At 38.5% G+C, this 18,579-nt stretch carries 8 protein-coding genes; 4 read left to right on the top strand and 4 right to left on the bottom strand.

Going from position 1 to position 18,579, the window contains the following annotated elements:
- Positions 1–67: 67 nt before the first annotated feature.
- From OM074_RS06830 to OM074_RS06815, 4 genes are all read right to left on the bottom strand, one after another.
- Positions 68–1,828 (bottom strand): RagB/SusD family nutrient uptake outer membrane protein, encoded by a 1,761-nt coding sequence (locus tag OM074_RS06830; RefSeq protein ID WP_301198706.1) that lies wholly within the window; start codon positions 1,826–1,828, stop codon positions 68–70.
- Positions 1,829–1,855: 27 nt separating this feature from the next.
- On the bottom strand, positions 1,856–5,068 hold the full coding sequence (locus OM074_RS06825; RefSeq protein ID WP_301198705.1) for a SusC/RagA family TonB-linked outer membrane protein: 3,213 nt from the start codon (positions 5,066–5,068) through the stop codon (positions 1,856–1,858).
- 24 nt (positions 5,069–5,092) lie between these two features.
- Entirely contained in the window at positions 5,093–6,838 is a 1,746-nt protein-coding gene (locus OM074_RS06820; RefSeq protein WP_301198704.1) for a hypothetical protein, read from the bottom strand.
- A gap of 267 nt (positions 6,839–7,105) precedes the next feature.
- Entirely contained in the window at positions 7,106–8,062 is a 957-nt protein-coding gene (locus OM074_RS06815) for a family 43 glycosylhydrolase (RefSeq protein WP_301198703.1), read from the bottom strand.
- Positions 8,063–8,438: 376 nt separating this feature from the next.
- Between OM074_RS06815 and OM074_RS06810 the strand changes: the two genes are divergently transcribed.
- The 4 genes from OM074_RS06810 to OM074_RS06795 all read left to right on the top strand — a co-directional run bounded on the left by OM074_RS06810 (position 8,439) and on the right by OM074_RS06795 (position 18,564).
- Positions 8,439–10,796: a glycoside hydrolase family 127 protein gene (locus OM074_RS06810; RefSeq protein ID WP_301198702.1), complete on the top strand. Its 2,358-nt coding sequence runs from the start codon at positions 8,439–8,441 to the stop codon at positions 10,794–10,796.
- 157 nt (positions 10,797–10,953) lie between these two features.
- A complete protein-coding gene (locus OM074_RS06805) occupies positions 10,954–15,294 on the top strand; it encodes a hybrid sensor histidine kinase/response regulator transcription factor (RefSeq protein ID WP_301198701.1) in 4,341 nt (1,446 codons plus the stop codon).
- A 222-nt stretch (positions 15,295–15,516) separates the two neighbouring features.
- Positions 15,517–17,022 (top strand): arabinan endo-1,5-alpha-L-arabinosidase, encoded by a 1,506-nt coding sequence (locus OM074_RS06800; protein WP_301198700.1) that lies wholly within the window; start codon positions 15,517–15,519, stop codon positions 17,020–17,022.
- A 9-nt stretch (positions 17,023–17,031) separates the two neighbouring features.
- Positions 17,032–18,564 carry an alpha-N-arabinofuranosidase gene (locus OM074_RS06795; RefSeq protein ID WP_301198699.1) on the top strand — a complete coding sequence of 511 codons (1,533 nt, stop codon included), beginning with the start codon at positions 17,032–17,034 and terminating at the stop codon, positions 18,562–18,564.
- The last annotated feature ends 15 nt before the right edge of the window (positions 18,565–18,579 follow it).

The following is an 18,579-nucleotide window of genomic DNA, read 5'->3' as shown; positions in this document are numbered from 1 at the left end:
AAACTTCCTTACCAGCATATATAATAATATACGCCGATAAGGAAGCATTTATTTAATACAAATTATCCTAATCTAAATCTACAACCGGGTGGATTGAATATTTTTCTCTAAAAGCAGGCCCGTTATCTTCATTCTTATTTGCCGAGTTACCCACTAAATTAGGGTTGGCATTAAGAGTGTTTTGAAATATTGGGAAATATTCATGCCCTTTGTAGTAGTACTTGAACGATGAATCATCAGCAGTTTCTTCAGTAAGCTCTTCTGTAGAGGCTGTACCGTCACGCTTGTAATATGCATGTTCAATCAACTGGTTAAGACGGCCATCATCATAAAAGAATCCCCAACGCAATAGGTCGATTCCGCGTCCGTTTTCACAGCCGAATTCTTTAGGGCGTTCAACATTGGCAATTTGTTCAAACAGGTGATCTGCTGTTGGAAAATCCTCAAGTTGAAGGTCTTCAAGAGCAACACGATTGCGTACAATATTGATGTAATCTATAGCAGTTTGTGTTGGGCCATTAATTTCATTTTCACATTCTGCAGCTCGAAGCAGTACATCGCTATAACGCATTAGGCGTAAGTTTACACCACAACGTAGTCCAACAGTAATAGAACTGTAGATGTTGTTTCTTGCATTGGTCCATTTTGCAATTGAGATACCTCCGTTATCCCCGTTTGATGTTGGGGTTTCAGTTATCTCTGTTTGATAAACAGTATTACTACGAGGGTCTCCGTTAGGATACGCTGCTGTTTTTAAGTCAGTATAGGTATTGTACTCGTCTTCGTAAGTCACTAAAGTCCAGTATAGGCGTGGATCAAGACGACCGTCTGTACAGTTCTCTTTTTTGAAAAGGTTATATAACCATGGTGAACCTGCAAGGTCGGCCCAGCTACCAAATTCGTGAGATGCGTAATTGCTTTCTACTGCTTGTCCCTGGCTGGCTTCTGAACTAATATTTACAGGAGTCCACTCGTCATCGGTACCACCTGTTCCATAATCCATAAACTGTACTTCAAAAAGGCTCTCTTTGTTATTCTCGTAGGCTGCACCTTCTCTGAAGTTGTCACCGTAATCGGCTGTAAGTTCATACTGACCATATTTACCTGCTATGATGTCTTTCAATACAGTATATGCCTCGCTAAATTTATGGCGGAACATTAATGCACGGGCTAAATATCCTGCAGCAGATCCACATGTGGCACGTCCTTTTGCCCATTCTCCACCTTCATCACGCGACGGCAACATGTTCATTGCTGCAGTAAGGTCAAGCTCAACCTGATCAAAAATCTCGTCTTGAGTATTGTTTGAAGCATACAGGGTGTTAAGACTACCATAGGTTGCATAGTCAGTAACCAAAGGTACTGTCTGGTAATAAGTAGCCAACTGGTGGTATGCCAATGCTCTTAGGAATAAAGCCTGTCCGGCTATCTCATTATATGAATCTTCAGACATCTGTACACCATCCACTTTTGACAATACAAAGTTGGTACGGTTTACTACATGGTAGCAGTCGCGATAAATCCACTCGTCACCAATACCGATGGTACCCGGTGAGTTAAGGTTATCGTATGTAATATACCATTGTTGCGAAGAGTTCCATACTTCATCGCCGCGAACAGCATCCATTGTATAACCCACACGTGCAAAAGTACCTTCAAGTCGGATACGGTTGTAACACGCAATAATCGCCTCTTGAAGCTCTGATTCAGAATCCCCGAAATCGTATGTGGTTTGACTGTTTGGGTCAACGACATCAAGCTGGTCGTTGCAGGCTGTTAAGCCTCCAACCAGTACCAGTATTGTTAAAATTTTATATATACTTTTCATGTTGATATCCTATTTATTATTAAACTATTAGAATGAGAAGTGAGCTCCGAACATGATGGTTCGTGGTGTTGGGTACGAAGCATAGTTGTAACCCGGGGTCAAAGTACCTCCGGCAAAGTCTACGTTGTAGCCTTTGTATTTTGAGAAGGTATATAAATTTTGACCTGATACATACAAACGTACATTGTTAACATAGCCAGCAAACCATTTGTCAGGGAAGTTATATCCCAATTCAACGTTAGCAATTTTAAGATATGATGCATTTTGAATAAAACGCTGGCTGAACATATCATTAGTGATTGAGCCGGTTGACTTATACTGTACGCGAGGTACATTGGAGTTTGGGTTGTCCGGTCTCCAGGCATCTAATAGATCAACACTTTTGTTAAGTGCTCCGTATGAACTGTGCAATGTAAGATCTACAAAATCTACTGCTTTAAAGCCTGCAGCTCCGGTTGTTGCCACACTTATGTCAAAACCGTTCCACTCAGCACGAGCATTTAGTCCATAAGTAAAATCTGGCAAACCGCTTCCTAAAATAGTCTGGTCTTCGTTAGTAATCTCACCATCGTTGTTAATGTCGGCGTAGGCTACATCGCCCGGTTGTGCTCCAAACTGGGTTACATATTCACCTTCGGAGTTTACGCGGTTGTCAATTTGTTCTTGCGATTGGAAAATGCCTTCGTAAACGTAGCCATAAAACTGACCCACTTCGCTTCCTACTTCAGTACGGCAATATCCATCAACACGGGGAGTGTTTAATACACCTAACTTGGTAACCTCATTTTTAATAGTTGATAAGTTAGCCGAAATATCATATTTGATAGCACGGTTATGATTACGATAAGAAACCAAAAACTCAAGACCTTTGTTTATCATGGTAGCCGCATTCATTCTAACATCGGCGTTGGTAGCTCCAGCCACAAGAGGAACAGGAACACCATAATGAAGATCTTCAGAAGTTGCCTCATAATAGTCAAAGTTGAATTCTAACTGATTATTGAACATCGCCAGGTCAAGACCAATATCGATGGTTTTCTTCTTTTCCCATCTAATATATTCGTTCACATAGTTTGATACTGCAGAACCGGTAACTTTGTTGTTCCCAAAGCTATAGGTATAGTCACCTCTCTGCATAATTCCCATATAGTCGTAGTAACCTAATCCCTGAATAGAACCTAGCTCTCCGTAACTTGCACGAAGTTTAAGAAGGTTAATAATAGAAGCGTCTACCGGGAAAAAGTTTTCGCGTTCGATACGCCATCCTGCCGAAACAGAAGGGAAAATATCCCAACGGTCTTCTGAAGATAAGCGGCTCGCTCCGTCACGACGTACGGTTGCTGAAAGAAGGTATTTATCATCAAAATTGTAGTTTACACGACCAATAAAAGACTCTAAACTACCCTCATATTCTGCTGAAGATGCATCTCTGTCGGCAGCATTACCTACTTGAAGGTAGTATGGTTCCGGCATGTTCACGCCTGATCCGTCAAGCCTGTGTTCACGGTTGCGTTCAAAAGTGTGACCAACAAGCACATTTACACTATTTCGTCCAAACTTACCATCGTAAGTAAGCGTGTTTTCAATTAGCGAGTTGCTGTAGCTGCGATAAGCTTGCGACAGGGTTTCGTTGCTTTTTGTCAGGTAGTTTGCTGTACTCTGAATAAAAGCAGGAACAAAAGTAAAGTCCTTGGCAATGGTTTTGCTATATGCCAGGTTAAGATTGTAATTTAACTTATGGTTCTTGCTTTTGCGGCCCACCATATCAAAAAGGTCAACATTTGCAGATCCGGAACCAACAATACGGTCAACTGTAGTGTTTCTTTCCAGCAGGTTGTTGGTAAGTAAAACGTTGGTTACACGCAAATCACCATGAACGTCGGTATAATAAGTACCATAACCGTATGAGTCATATTGGTATTCAGAAGCAGCAGCCAATTTATCGTCAAGTACCCAGGTTGATTCATCGTAAGCCCTGATAGTAGGAGGTAAAAGCAGTACAGAAGCCATTACCGGGAATTGTTGTCCATATAAACCTTGTACATACTCATTTGCATTACTCAATGCCATGTTGTCCTGATCGCTGTGGCTATATACAATGCTTGTTTTAAATTTGATAAACTTAACATCCATTGTATTGTTAATACGTGCAGTGTAACGGTCAAAGTTTGGACCGGCACCTTCCATGGTTCCTTTTTGACTATAGTAGTCAAGAGCTACGTTGTAAGTGTTGTTTTCACCACCTCCTGAGAAGTTGATGTTGTGATTATGGCGAACTCCAGTTTTAAAAGCTTCATCGTACCAGTTGGTATTGACCCATTTTTCAGGATCGTTAGGGTCAATATAGTTGGGACTTGTAGGATCGTAACCAGAAGGTAAATCCAAATCACTATTATTATAAAGCATTGAAAGGTATTCAGAATATTGGTATGAATCCATTACATCATATACGCCTTCTTCCACCTGGTCAAAACCCATATAACCCCTGTAGTTGATCTTCATTGGCTGGTTTTTCTTACCTTGTTTTGTGGTGATGATAACTACACCATTGGCAGCACGGGCTCCGTATATGGCAGCTGCAGAAGCATCTTTTAGTACCTGAAGAGTCTCAATATCATTTGGTGAGAAGTCACGAATGGTAGTTCCCATTGGTACTCCATCCACTACATATAAAGGTGCAGTGTTACCGAAAGAACCGATACCGCGGATACGTACTGTAGGATCAGCCCCGGGTTGCCCATCGGTAGTAATCTGAACTCCCGATGCCCTACCTTGAAGCATGGTTGAAATGTTTGAGTTGGATACTTTCTGCATTTCTTCAGTATCAACAACGGCAACAGAACCCGTAAGGTCCACTTTTCGCTGAGTACCGTAGCCTATTACCACCACCTGGTCAATTTCTTGAGTATCTGATGTCAGTGTGATGCTGCCAAGGTCAATTTTTCCTTCTACGTTTATTTCAAGGTTTTTGAATCCGATAAATGTTACAACAAGTGTAGCATTTGAAGGAACTGTAAGAGAGAAATTACCATCAATATCGGTGATGATACCATTGGTTGAACCTTTTTGAATTACAGTTGCGCCCGTAAGCGGTTCTCCAAATTCGTCAACAATTTTACCATGTACTGTTATGTTGTCTGCCTGGATTGTTGACATCAGGTCGGTGTTACCGTTGCCTTCAGCAAATGTTACTGGTGAAAAAACCAGTAGCCCCAACAGGATTAAATATATATATTTCATAATTTAATATTGTTATTTTAGTGATTATTCAACGATTACAACGTAAGCTCCCTCTATTGCGAGTGCACAACTCAAATCAGCACTGTCTACCGTTACTCCTTCATATAGTTGGAAATGTGTTTCACCGGTAGCGTAAGTAACATCGTAACGAATATTAGCCGTATTGTCGCCATTGTTTGTAACAGTGATGACTATTTGAGAACCACTTATGTTTGATGCAAATGCTTCCCAATTCCAGTCGGAAGTTGCTGTTGCAGTGGCGTATCCATCGCCCCATCCCCAGCTATCCATACGAACAACTGCATCAGCGCCATCGGCAGCAGCTACGTCAACATTCATATTGCCTGCATTACCAACTACCAAACATGGTGTGTGCCAGTTTGCAGCATTATCGGAGTAGCAGTACATTGAAATTGTTGTGCTCGAACCGGATGCCACAGGATATTCTTCAGAGTACGTTGCCCAAGGTGTTGAGAAATCATTAGCACCAACCTGGCTTACTCCTTGTACAAGGGTTAGCGGACAAGTTGTGGTTACGGTACTTGTGGCACCTGTGTATGAGACCTCAGCCGTTTGCGAACCTGCAGCAGCAGTAATACTGCCAAACTGAAGCGACTCTGTTTCCAATACCCCGGTTGTTCCGTCGGAATATGTAGCTGTTACCTCAATACCTGTAGGGTTGAATAAAATAGGATCGGCACTGAAGAAATAGTAAGTGCTGATTAAAGGCAAGGTAGTAACTTCCAGACTAGAAACTGAATTTGTTACCTCTAGTGTATAAAGGGTTGTTACAGCTTCGCAGAATTCTCCTTGCTTAGTTTTGTTATAGGCTACAATAACAGTTTTTTCTCCAAGTGTGGTCATGTCAGGAATTACGCTAAATGCAATATCAGCAGTATCAACCTGCTCTGAAGAACCATCTGCAAAAGTTACCGTAGCAATTGCATCACCCCAAAAATCCTCGTCGCCAATTTCTACAAAGGAAGGGCTGTTTTCTATGGTGATTGAAACCGGATCAACGTCTTCTACCACTGTAACCTTTGAAGGTATAAGGTATGCATTTTGCATTTCAAAATAACTGGCATCACAAATTAAAAATGCCACAATATCAGCTGTTGCAGAAACTGGCTGTTGGTATGTTTGAACAAGCTCAGTACCATTTGTGCCTACTGCAGTTGCAGTTACATATACATTTCCCGTAGCTGAGTGGTCAATATCCAGGGTAACGGTAGCACCATCCATGGTAGTGCGGAAATCGTTCCAGATATCACCATCACCATCGGTGTCTGGATAGTTTTGAGAGATCATATTGCCATCATATACATAGCCCTCGTCTCCCATACCGCCTCCCCAGCCGAATGCATCAGAGCGTAGAACAAAGTATTCCTTATAGCCCTCACCATCACGGTCTGCAACTTCGTTGGTAATAGCAAGGTTCCAGTTGTTCCAGTTGTTTGCGCTGCCACCATTGTGGTTCACAAACTCTAAATGCAATAGTTTGTTTGTAGGTATGGTGAAGTAATCAGAGAATGCTGACCACCAGCCAGCACTGTTGTCTTCCGGGCCTACTATCGCAGTTGCAATATCAATATACGTAGTATCACCGGTATCTATATTTGCTTTTGCAGTTGCAATTGAGTCAATCTTGCTCTGCAGGTCAGCAGGTGAATCAATCGAATAAATATCCGTTTTTTCACACCCAACCAGGCCAAGTGCTGCCAAAAATGCTATGCACAAAGCCCACTTCATCAATTTGTTTGTTATTTTCATTTTCATAGTCTTTGTTAACAATTAATCATTATGTAATTTCATATGTTTATAATTTTTACTTTTAAAAGTGTTCGAAGCTTCGAATTTTAAGATCCCCTTTTCATTTATGTATAATTTTAGAATTTTAAGAAATATTTCAATTCAGCGATAAAAGTGTTTTGAAATGTTAAAACAAATTTATGTTGCTTTGTCAGATAAAGAGTTCACAATAATCTTTTTGGGGTGGACTTTTAATTATATCTGCAATACAAAGCGATTTTTGTCCTGTTAGTCATTATTAACTACAGGCCATCCATTGTCGTCCCATTGTATTTGCTTGATGATCAGTTTAGGTTTTCCCTGGTCATTGGCATCGTATCCGTGAAATACCAGATAGTCGGTATTGTTAAATGTGTAGGCAGAATTATGTCCTACACCATGCCACTTTTCATTTCCTTTTAAAAGGATTGATCCGCCACCGTTGGCCAGGTCTATCCCGTTCTTATCCAGAAATGGGCCTTGGATTTTGTTGGAGCGTCCCACAATCATTTTGTAAGTGCTGTCTTTTCCCCTGCAGCAAAAATCGATGGAAGCAAAAAGGTAATAATAATTGTCTTTCTTGAATATGAATGGTGCTTCAATAGCATTTTCTTTGGTGTTGCGGGAAGCAATAGTTAGTATATCATCTTTATCGCCAACTACTTTTTGGGCATCTTTAGTGAGCTGAACCATTTTTAAACCACCCCAAAATGAGCCATAACTTAAATAAGGAGTGCCGTCTTCTGATATAATTAAGTTGGGATCAATGGCATTCCAATAGGTTTCGCCGGGAAAAGATTGAATTACAATCCCATGGTCTACCCATTTGAATTCAGGATCCTCTGGGTTGAGTGTTTTGTTGGTGGCCAGTCCAATACATGAATTGTTTTTTCCAAATGAGGAGATGGAATAATACAAGTAATATTGGTTGTTATAATAAGCAATATCCGGAGCCCAGATATGGCCGTTAAATTCAGCAACTGTTTCTTTTGCCCATACAGGAGATTCTTCAAATACCGGGGCGTTTTGCTTCCAGTTTTTCATATCAGACGAAGTCCAGGCGCTGATTCCCGGGCCAGTACAAAACAGGTAGTAGGTATCGGTTTCCTGGATCATGACAGGGTCGTGAACGATAATGCTTTGTGCATGAAGTTTTATTGAGATAACAACAATACACAGAGCTAAATACATTATTTTCTTTTTCATCTTGTTGTATTTTAAATCCTTAATTGTAATATGATCTGAATACATTTATTAAAACTATTTAACAAATGTAGGATGTGTTTTCCATGGAGAGGTGGACGATAACTTTTATGAGGAGGATGGATTTGTAAACCTGTAAGGTGTTAATATTTATATACTAAAAGGCTGTTTTGAATGGTTTGTGCAGGAGTGGTTCAGGCCTTGGGTTAAGGTGAGTGTTAAACACTTTTATACATTTATTACAGGGAGGTGTAACGACTTGTTGGCATGCTATTATTTAAAAATCCACCTATATGAATAAAATGTCCACCTTGCTGCAAATTTATTATATGATATTTAGTTAATTTTGAAATACTGAATTAAAAGCATTGATAGTATTATGAATAGAGTGAGAAGTTGTTTTGTTTTGCTACTTAGCGTGGCCTTATTTTCCTGTCAGCAGCCTACGGATAGAGGTTGTGAGTATTTTGATTTGAGCTCGGTAAAATTGTTACCCTCCATGTTTTATGATGCCCAGCAAATGGATAAGGCATACATCTTAAAATTAGATGCGGATAGATTGCTGGCTCCCTATTTAAGAGAAGCAGGACTCAATCCTTTAAAAGAAAGTTATGGAAATTGGGAAAATACAGGATTGGATGGCCATGTGGGAGGTCATTATCTTACCGCTTGTGCCTTGATGTATGCCGCAACAGGTGATACCGTAATGTTATCTAAAGTGGATTATTTTGTCAACTGGATTAAAAAGTGCCAGGATGCAAATAGCAATGGTTATGTAGGTGGCATACCGGGTGGCCAAAAGATGTGGGAGGAAATTGCAAAAGGAGATATCCGTGAGGGTACTTTTTCTTTGAATGGTAAATGGGTGCCTTTATATAATATTCATAAAATATTTGCAGGGTTAAGGGATGCCTGGATATATGCAAATTCAGAAACAGCTAAAAATGTATTGATAAAATTGAGTAATTGGTTTTACAAATCAACAGCTCACCTTAGCGATAAGCAATTGCAACAAATATTGATAAGCGAACATGGAGGAATGAACGAAGTGTTTGTCGATGTGTTTGAGATCACTAAAGAGACAAAGTTTCTTGAATTTGCCAAAAGGTTTTCCGATATGTCACTATTGGCCCCGCTGACTAAAAAAGAGAACAAACTCCCCGGGATGCATGCAAACACACAAATTCCAAAAGTAATTGGTTATAAGAGGTACGCAGATGTTGCTAACGATACACTTTGGAATGGGGCCGTTCATTATTTCTGGAATACCGTAGTTAACGATATGAGTGTGGCAATTGGGGGAAACAGTGTTCGGGAACATTTTCATCCCACCGATGATTTTTCATCAATGATTGAATCAGAACAGGGGCCTGAAAGTTGTAATACCTATAATATGTTGAAACTAACCAGGTTATTGTTTCAAAGTGATGCAGATGTAAAATACATAGATTATTACGAAAGGGCATTGTACAACCATATTTTGTCCTCACAGCATCCTCATAAGGGTGGGTTCGTTTATTTTACACCCATGCGACCGCAACATTACAGGGTATACTCCACAGCTCAAAATTGTTTTTGGTGTTGTGTAGGGTCAGGACTTGAAAATCATGGTAAATATGGGGAGATGATCTACGCACATGCACAAAATGAATTGCTGGTGAATCTTTTTATTCCATCCAGGCTTAACTGGAAAGAAAAGGGAGTAGTATTGGAACAACATACAAAATTTCCGTATTCAGATATAAGTTCTATTCATATTGAATCGGTAACAGATGCTGATTTTGTTTTAAAGGTTAGGGTTCCTGATTGGACCAATCCTGATTCTGTAAAAATTTGGGTAAACCAAAAACAAAGGAATGTTGCAATACAAAACGGATATGTGGAAATATCGAATAAATGGAAAAATGGGGATGAGGTAAAAATGCAGTTTCCAATGGGGATTCATGTGGATAATTTGCCTGACCAGTCTAATTATGCATGTATATCTTATGGTCCTATAGTGTTGGCAGCTAAAACCGATACTGTTAATTTACAAGGTTTGTTTAGTGACGATAGCAGGATGGGACACGTGGCTCAGGGAAAACAATATGCTTTAGATAAAGCTCCAACTATAGTTTCTGATCAAAAAGATTTTTCAGCTTTGGTGAAACCTTTAGAGATTGAAAAACTTCAGTTTGTAATAAATAGTAATGGCTTGGATAGCCTGGTCCTGCAGCCATTTTACTCTTTGCATGATGCACGTTATATGATTTATTGGCCCGTTTATACTAAAGAAGAACTGGTGGCAAGAAAAAATGAACTGGAAAAAATAGAAAGGCAAAGGCTTGCTTTAAAAGAGAAAACTATTGATGAAGTTGCGCCAGGTGAACAGCAGCCTGAATCTGATCATTTTTTTAAGGGGAATAAAACACGTTCAGGAATTCATCAAAACAATTTTTGGAGAGATGCTACAGGTTGGTTCAGCTATCTGTTAAATGATAAAGACAATAAAGCTAAGGTGTTGCGTATTGAATATTTTGGACTGGATGCAGGAAGGGAATTTGATATTGAAATGAACGGTGTATTGCTTGCTACGGTTAGTTTAAAAGGAGATAAGGGAGACCGGTTTTATACGGTTGACTATGTTGTAAGTGACAAAATTAAGGCTCTCTCAAAAAACGGAAAGCATGTGTTGAAATTTATAGCAAAGAAAAACTCTACAGCTGGTGGAATTTATCATGTCAGGCTGCTGAAATAGAATAAAAATCCAGACCGGAATAACATCCGGGGGTTAGAACAAAAAAGCGGGAATGAGGTTTAATATTTAAAACCAATTTTCCTGCTTTTGTCGTTTATATAATGATCTATTGTAATTATTTTCATTATATTTTACTTTGCATTCATTATCATATAATATGAGAACTAAATATCAGGTAATATTATTTTTATGTTGTATTGTTTTAAACTATACATTTTCTTATTCTAACAATGTCTATTATGCCCCTGCATCTATTAATTATATTACTGTAGCAAACGGACTACCTCAAAATACGGTTCAAAGCATAGAAAAAGACCATTTTGGATTTATGTGGTTTGGTACTGATAATGGTCTGTGCAGGTTTGATGGGTATGATTTTGATTATTATAACAGTAAAAAAAATGAAGAAGGATTATGGGATGACAGGATTGTTGATGTAATCTCTGATGGCAGTCTTTTTTTATGGATCATTACTCCAAATGGTCTTCAGTTATTTAATACGCTAACCAGTAAGTTTGAAAAGGTTAAAGATAATGCCTTAAAAGAATTGTTTGCAGAAAACATTTCACATATAAAGCCAATGGGGCGTACAGTATGGGTTGCTACACAAAATAAAGGGGTATATAAATTAAATGTTGGTGAAAAGGCAGAACAATTCAGTATTGTAAAGCAGTACTTTATGGATGGTAGTTTACCGGAGGTAAGTTTTATTGAAAAAGATAAGGACAATGTGGTTTATTTGGGAACATCGGAAGGTGTTTATGTTAATAATCCTTCAACTGACAAATTTGATAAATTGAAAGGTTTGGGTGTTGATATCTCCGGAGTTGATGTGCAAACATTATTTGATGACGGAGAGGATCTTTGGATAGGAACACCAAACGGCTTATACCGATATTCAAAAAGGAATTCAGCTACGGTGCAGTATATTCATGATCCATCAGTTGAAACAACTATCCCTCATTGGAATATTACATGTATAGGGACCAATGGATTTGGAGATATTTTAGTGGGTACTTTAGGGGGACTTTGTAGTTATAATCCTCAAAAAGATTCCTTTACCTATATTAATTTATTCCCTTCGTCAAAAAATAGCAACAGGGATGTGTTTATAAGGTCTTTATATGCAGATTCGTTGGGAAACGTATGGGTAGGAACTGAAAAAACCGGGTTAGTACACTTATACAATTACCATAAGCAGTTTAATGCTCTGCCCAATGAGGCACGTTTTAAGCCTTTCAATGAAAATATTGTGAACTCTATATACCGTTCAAAGGATGTTTTGTGGGTTGGAACAGCCGGTGATGGGTTGCTTCAATACAATTTTTTAAAAGATAAGATAAAACATTTTAAAACAGGTGGAGGAATTCCGGGTTCAATTCAAAGTGACTTTATCACCTGTGTTTTTGAAGATAATGATGGTCAGATATGGGTTGGTACCTGGGGTATGGGTATACAGAAATTGAGCAGTGCTGATAAAAATAGCTTTACAACTTACAACATCAACCAGGGTTTATCTAATGATTTTGTTTCTTGTATTTATGCCTGCAGTAATAATCTGATGGTAGTCTGTACTCAGGGGGGATTATCTGTGTATGATAAACGTAACGATATGTTTATACCAGTACCTGTAAAACATGATGTTCATGGTAAGGTTTGGCAGGTGGGTTGTATACAGGAAGACAGGGATGGGTATTTGTGGATTGGTACCACCAATGGATTGTACAGGTTTAAAGCAAGCTTGATATATCCTCAAAATGATCAACAGTTAGTCCGGTACGATATTGTAACGTTTAAGGAGTCAAATGAGGCCGGTAGTTTGCCTGATAATTATATCACTTGTCTGGATATGGACAAACAGGGCCATGTGTGGATTGGGACTTATGGTAAAGGGGTAGCCAAGTGTGTGCCTGGTCAGGATGGTTCATTTAGGTTTGATGCATTTCAGGAGCGGGATGGTTTAGCAAATAATGTTGTTTATGAATTGCTGACAGACAAAAACAATAACATTTGGATTAGTACAGAAAATGGGCTTTCAAAGTTTAATCCCGAAGATGAAACATTTGTTAGTTATTATCATAGGGATGGATTAAAGAATGATCAGTATTATTGGTCGGCAGCATGCAAGGCAGAGGATGGTTACCTGTATTTTGGAGGGTTAAATGGGTTAAACTTTTTTCATCCCGACAGCATAAAAAGCTATCCGTATAAACCCAATACATATATCACTAAGTTAAAGGTGTATAACTCTGATGTTATGCCTGGAGAAGAGCTGCATGGAAAAGTTGCCATTAAAAATTCGGCCTTTTATTCTGACTCAATCCATTTGTCTTATAAAGACAATGTTTTTAGCTTTGAGTTTTCAGCTTTGCCTTATTATCTGTCATCAAAAATAAAGTATGCCTATAAATTAAATGGAGTTGATAAAGATTGGGTTTTTGTGGATGCAGACAGGCGTGTGGCATCCTATACCAATTTAGATGGAGGCGAATACCTTTTTCAGGTCAGGTCAACTGACCTGGATGGGGCATGGATGGATAATATTACCAGTGCTCTGGTAATTATTAAACCACCCATGTGGAAAACCTCATGGTTTAAGTTTGTTTTGGTAGTTCTCATATTTTTAATAGGATCAGGATATATACGATACCGTTCCATAAGAATTTCGCAGCAAAAAAAGCGATTGGAAAAACTGGTTAAGGAAAGAACGCAGGAAATCAAGGAGAAAAATGAGTTGCTCGAAATAAATGCCAAAGAGTTGCAGGTCAATAATACACAATTGGCACACCGGCAAGAAGAGATAGAAAAGCAAAAAGAGCAGCTGGAGCAGCAAAATACTGAAATTATATCTCAGCGCGACCAGTTGATAACACTGAATAAAGAGATTGAGTCTATCCACCAAAAAAGGATGGAGTTTTTTACCAATATTTCGCATGAGTTCAGAACGCCTCTGACTTTGATTATATCGCCAATTGAAAAAATGCTTAGCGAAACTTTTGCATTCTCAAAGGAAAATGTGCAAAAAACAGTGAGCTACGTAAAAAGAAATGCAGAACGTTTGTTATTGCTTACCAATGAAATTACCACCTTCAGAAAATTTGAAGCCGGAAAAATGAAAGTGGTGTTGACCAATGGGAATGTGGGTGATTTTATTTCAGAAATTGCTGAGTCATTCAGGGAATTAGCCGAGAACAAAAGTATCAGATATAGTGTGTCTGTTGATTATAACCTTGAAGATACCTGGTACGACCAGGCAAAACTGGAGAATATACTATTTAACCTGATTTCGAATGCGATAAAATATACTAATGAGGAGGGAAAAGTTAGTATTTCGGTTACTAAAATTAAGAATGAAGCAGAACAACCTCATTTGCTATTAAATATTCAGGATAATGGGATTGGTATTAAGAAAGAGTATCAGGATAAGGTGTTTGAGAGGTTTTACAGAGATATTTCAGGAGGTGGTAATAAAGGTTATGGAACTGGTATTGGATTGGCATTGGCCAAACAGATGGTAGAGGTGCTAAATGGAACCATTAGTTTGGATAGTGAAGAAAATAAGGGATCTTCGTTTAAGGTGATATTACCAATAGAAAAACAGGATTTCCCTGAACATGAAGTACAATCGGGTATGTCGTACGGTCAGGTGCAGTTAAAAGAAAGGATTGATCTGTTGGTTACTAATGAGGATAATAAACATGCCAGTACAGGCGATGGAGAGATTGATAGTATAGGTGAATCAAAAACAAAAATTCTTGTTGTTGATGATAATGTAGATTTGCGTGAGTTTCTTGCCGAATCGTTGAGCGACACCTATGCTGTTACTACAGCAAAAGATGGAGAAGAGGGGTATGGCAAGGCTCTTGAAAAAGATTATGATTTGGTGGTTAGTGATGTGATGATGCCCAAAGTAGATGGTTTGGAATTGTGCAAGAGGTTAAAAAATAATATACATACCAGTCATTTGCCAATCATACTCCTAACGGCAAAAGGACAGGAAGAAGACTTTGTTGAGGGCTTGGAATTAGGGGCTGATGATTATGTTTCTAAACCATTTAATCTGGGAATTTTGCAGGCCAGGATTAATAGTTTGATAGAAAACAGGAAAAAGCTCAGGAAATTTTACCATAAAGCAGAAACAGCAGTGGGTGAAATTCCGGCAGATATACCAACTACTTCATTGGACGAGGAGTTTATGGGAAAAATCAACCAGGTTATTGAAAGTAATTATACAGATCCGGCATTTGATATAGAGGCCTTTTCTTCCAAAATGTATGTGAGCCGGAGTCTTTTATATAAAAAATTAAAAGCGTTGACCGATGTATCTCCAATTGAATACATTAATATATACAGGTTAAAAAAATCAACCCAGCTGTTAAAAAGCAAACAATACCAAATTTCGGAAGTGGCTTTTATGGTAGGGTTTAATGATCCAAAGTACTTTAGCAGGGTGTTTAAAAAGTTTTTTAATTGTTCTCCTTCTGCTTATTTAGAGTAAATGCATGTGAAAAGATACCGGATATATGTAATATAGTACGGGTGGATGTAAAAAAGCATTATTTGTTCATTTGTAAATAAATGTTTGTATAATAGCCATCATAACAGGCAGATATGTGTGGTTGGCTATATATTATTTATCTATCCACCTCATAAAGATTTTTGTCCCCATAGAATTTGCTGTCGCGCATTACATTTGTTAATGTAAAAAAGCAAAAAGTCTATGAAAAAATATGTTGCCCGGTTTTTTTTAATGGGTATCCTTGTATTTTATATTACGGGATGCCATGATGCTGCACAACAAGTTTCTCAAAATCCATACAAGGACGATTATACAAAAATTGCTTCGCTAAAGAATCGAAATCAATGGAATGGTGCTAATGTACATGATCCAACATGTATAAAAGTAAATGATACCTATTATTTATATTCTACAGATGCTTATTATATTCCTCCAAATATCAACTTTAAGGATGACTCTTTGGTTTCAATGGGATATATACCGGTTCGAAGTTCTAAGGATTTAGTGCACTGGAATTTTGAAGGGTGGGTTTTTGACTCAATCCCGCACAAGGCTTTTCAACACGTAAAAGAATCAAACAACGGAAAGTCACCCGATAATATTTGGGCTCCTTTTATCAGGGAGGTGGCAGGGCAATACAGGTTATATTATTCAGTGTCATCATTTGGATCCAAAGGGTCATGTATAGGCCTGGCAATATCTTCTTCTCCAATGGGGCCATGGACTGATAAGGGTATTGTAGTTAAAACTACCGATGATGATAACATGAATGCCATTGATCCAACAGTTATCACAGATTCAAAAACAGGGCGGGATTGGATGATTTATGGTTCTTATTTCGGGGGATTGTATTGCCTTGAATTAAACCCGGCTACAGGAAAGTCCTTGAGGCAGGGAGATTTGGGTAAGTGCGTGGCCCGAAGAGCAGAAGGAGGCGACAGAATTATTGAGGCACCCGAAATTATTTATAATTCAGAACAGGATATGTATTATCTTTTTATATCTTACGATCCGTTATTTACTTTTTATAATATTAGGGTAGGACGATCTTCTTCACCGGAAGGTCCTTTCCTGGATTATTTTGGTAAAGATTTAAAAGATACTGCCAATAATTACCCAATTCTTACGCATAGCTATATGTTTAACAATCATATGGGTTGGTCGGGTAATGGTCATTGTGCTGTTTTGCAGGAAGGTAAAAGGTCTTTTGTAATGCATCAGGGACGGTTGGCGCCTGCAAATTTGATGTTACAGTTGATGGTTCGTGAAGTAAAATGGTTAAAAAATGGTTGGCCGGTAGTATCACCCGAAAGATATAATTCAATTGATGATGACCAACGTTTTGGTGCGGATGCTTTAAATGGTAATTGGGAGATTATTGAGCTTAAGGATATTGAAGAAGTGGTTGAGTTATGGCAAGGGCAGTTGCCTCCGGGAGGTTGGAAATATACTTCCAGGGCATTTAACCGATCATCATTGATGGAAATAAAAGAGGGGGAAGTAATTAAAGCTGCAGATTTGATTTTTAAAGGTTTTAATGTGGTGGATGATTCAGTTGAATTTATTGATGAAAATGGACAGACTGTAGAATGTAAGTTATATGCAGGCTGGGATTGGGAAAATAAATGTGAAACCATATTATTCTCAGGTATTATGCCAAACGGGCATGGAGTCTGGGGGAAAAAAGTTAAAATTCAAACAAAATAAATTGAAATCATGAAGATTAAAAAGATTCTTTTAGCTGCTTTTGTTTTTGTTGGATCGGTTGCAATAGCACAAAATAAAATTATCGCTCATACCGACCAAGCCAAAACGGTAATTGATAAAGATATATACGGCCATTTTGCCGAACACCTTGGGCGCTGTATTTATGGCGGGTTTTATGTTGGTGAGGAATCGGCTATTGAAAATGTAAAAGGCTTTAGACTGGATGTGATCAATGCCTTGAAAGAAATGCAGATTCCTTTGTTAAGATGGCCCGGAGGATGTTTTGCAGATACTTACAACTGGAAAGACGGGATAGGTCCTAAGAGCGATCGTCCTTCCATTGTAAATGTGCACTGGGGCGGAGTAACAGAGGATAATAGTTTCGGGACACATGAATTTATGGATTTTTGTGAATTGATTGGTGCAGAAGCTTATGTAAACTTAAATGTAGGTTCAGGATCAGTTCGCGAAGCCAAAGAGTGGGTTGAGTATATGACTTCCTCCAACAAGAGTCCAATGACTGAACTTCGTAAGAAGAATGGAAGAGAAGAGCCGTGGAAAGTAAAATACTGGGGTATTGGTAATGAGAACTGGGGTTGTGGTGGTCATATGACACCTGAATATTATGCTGATCTTTATCGTAATTACGCAACTTATTGTCATGGTGCAGATTTTAAAATTGCCGGAGGTGCCAATGTTGACGATTACAACTGGACAGAGGTTTTAATGAAGAAGTTATCACGCCACCAGTTTTTGGTTGATGGTTTATCCCTTCATTATTATACTATTCCTGGAGGATGGAGCCATAAGCAATCAGCAACTAAGTTTGGAGAGCCTATGTATTATGAAACATTACAGAAGGCTTTGCGCATGGAAGAATTGGTAAATCGTCACTCTACTATTATGGATAAGTATGATCCTGCAAAGAAAATAGCTTTGATAGTTGACGAGTGGGGGCAATGGTATGATGTAGAGCCGGGAACCAACCCGGGATTCCTATATCAGCAAAATACATTAAGGGATGCCATCAGTGCAGGAGTTCATTTAAATATTTTTAATAACCATGCCGACCGTGTTCGTATGGCCAACATAGCACAAATGGTAAATGTATTGCAGGCTGTTATTCTTACAAAAGATGAGCAAATGCTTTTAACACCTACTTATTATGTGTTTAAAATGTACAGCGTACACCATGATGCCACATTGGTTCCTGTAAACCTTGAGTCAGAAATGTATGAAGTTGATGGAAAGAAAATTCCAGCATTAAATGCTTCTGCTTCAGTTAAGGATGGAGAAATGAACTTAACGGTTTGTAACCTTAATCCAAATAAAGATATTGAATTTGAATATACCGTAACCGGTGATACGTATTCAAACGCAAGCGGACAGATTATTACCGGATCTAAAATAAATTCAATGAATGATTTTGGTAAGCCTGAGTCCGTTACGCTTAAAGGGTTTGAAGTAAACAAACCAAAGCATGGTAAAATGAAAGTTAAAATTCCAGCTAAATCAGTTGTTTTAATTTCTTTAAGTAAATAAATATAGCTGGCTGCA

The sequence above is a fragment of the Plebeiibacterium marinum genome, from assembly GCF_026013615.1.
GTDB lineage: Bacteria > Bacteroidota > Bacteroidia > Bacteroidales > Marinilabiliaceae > Saccharicrinis > Saccharicrinis marinus_A.
The sequence above is the reverse complement of the archived record's forward strand: the minus strand, read 5'-3'. Positions and strand labels throughout refer to the sequence as shown.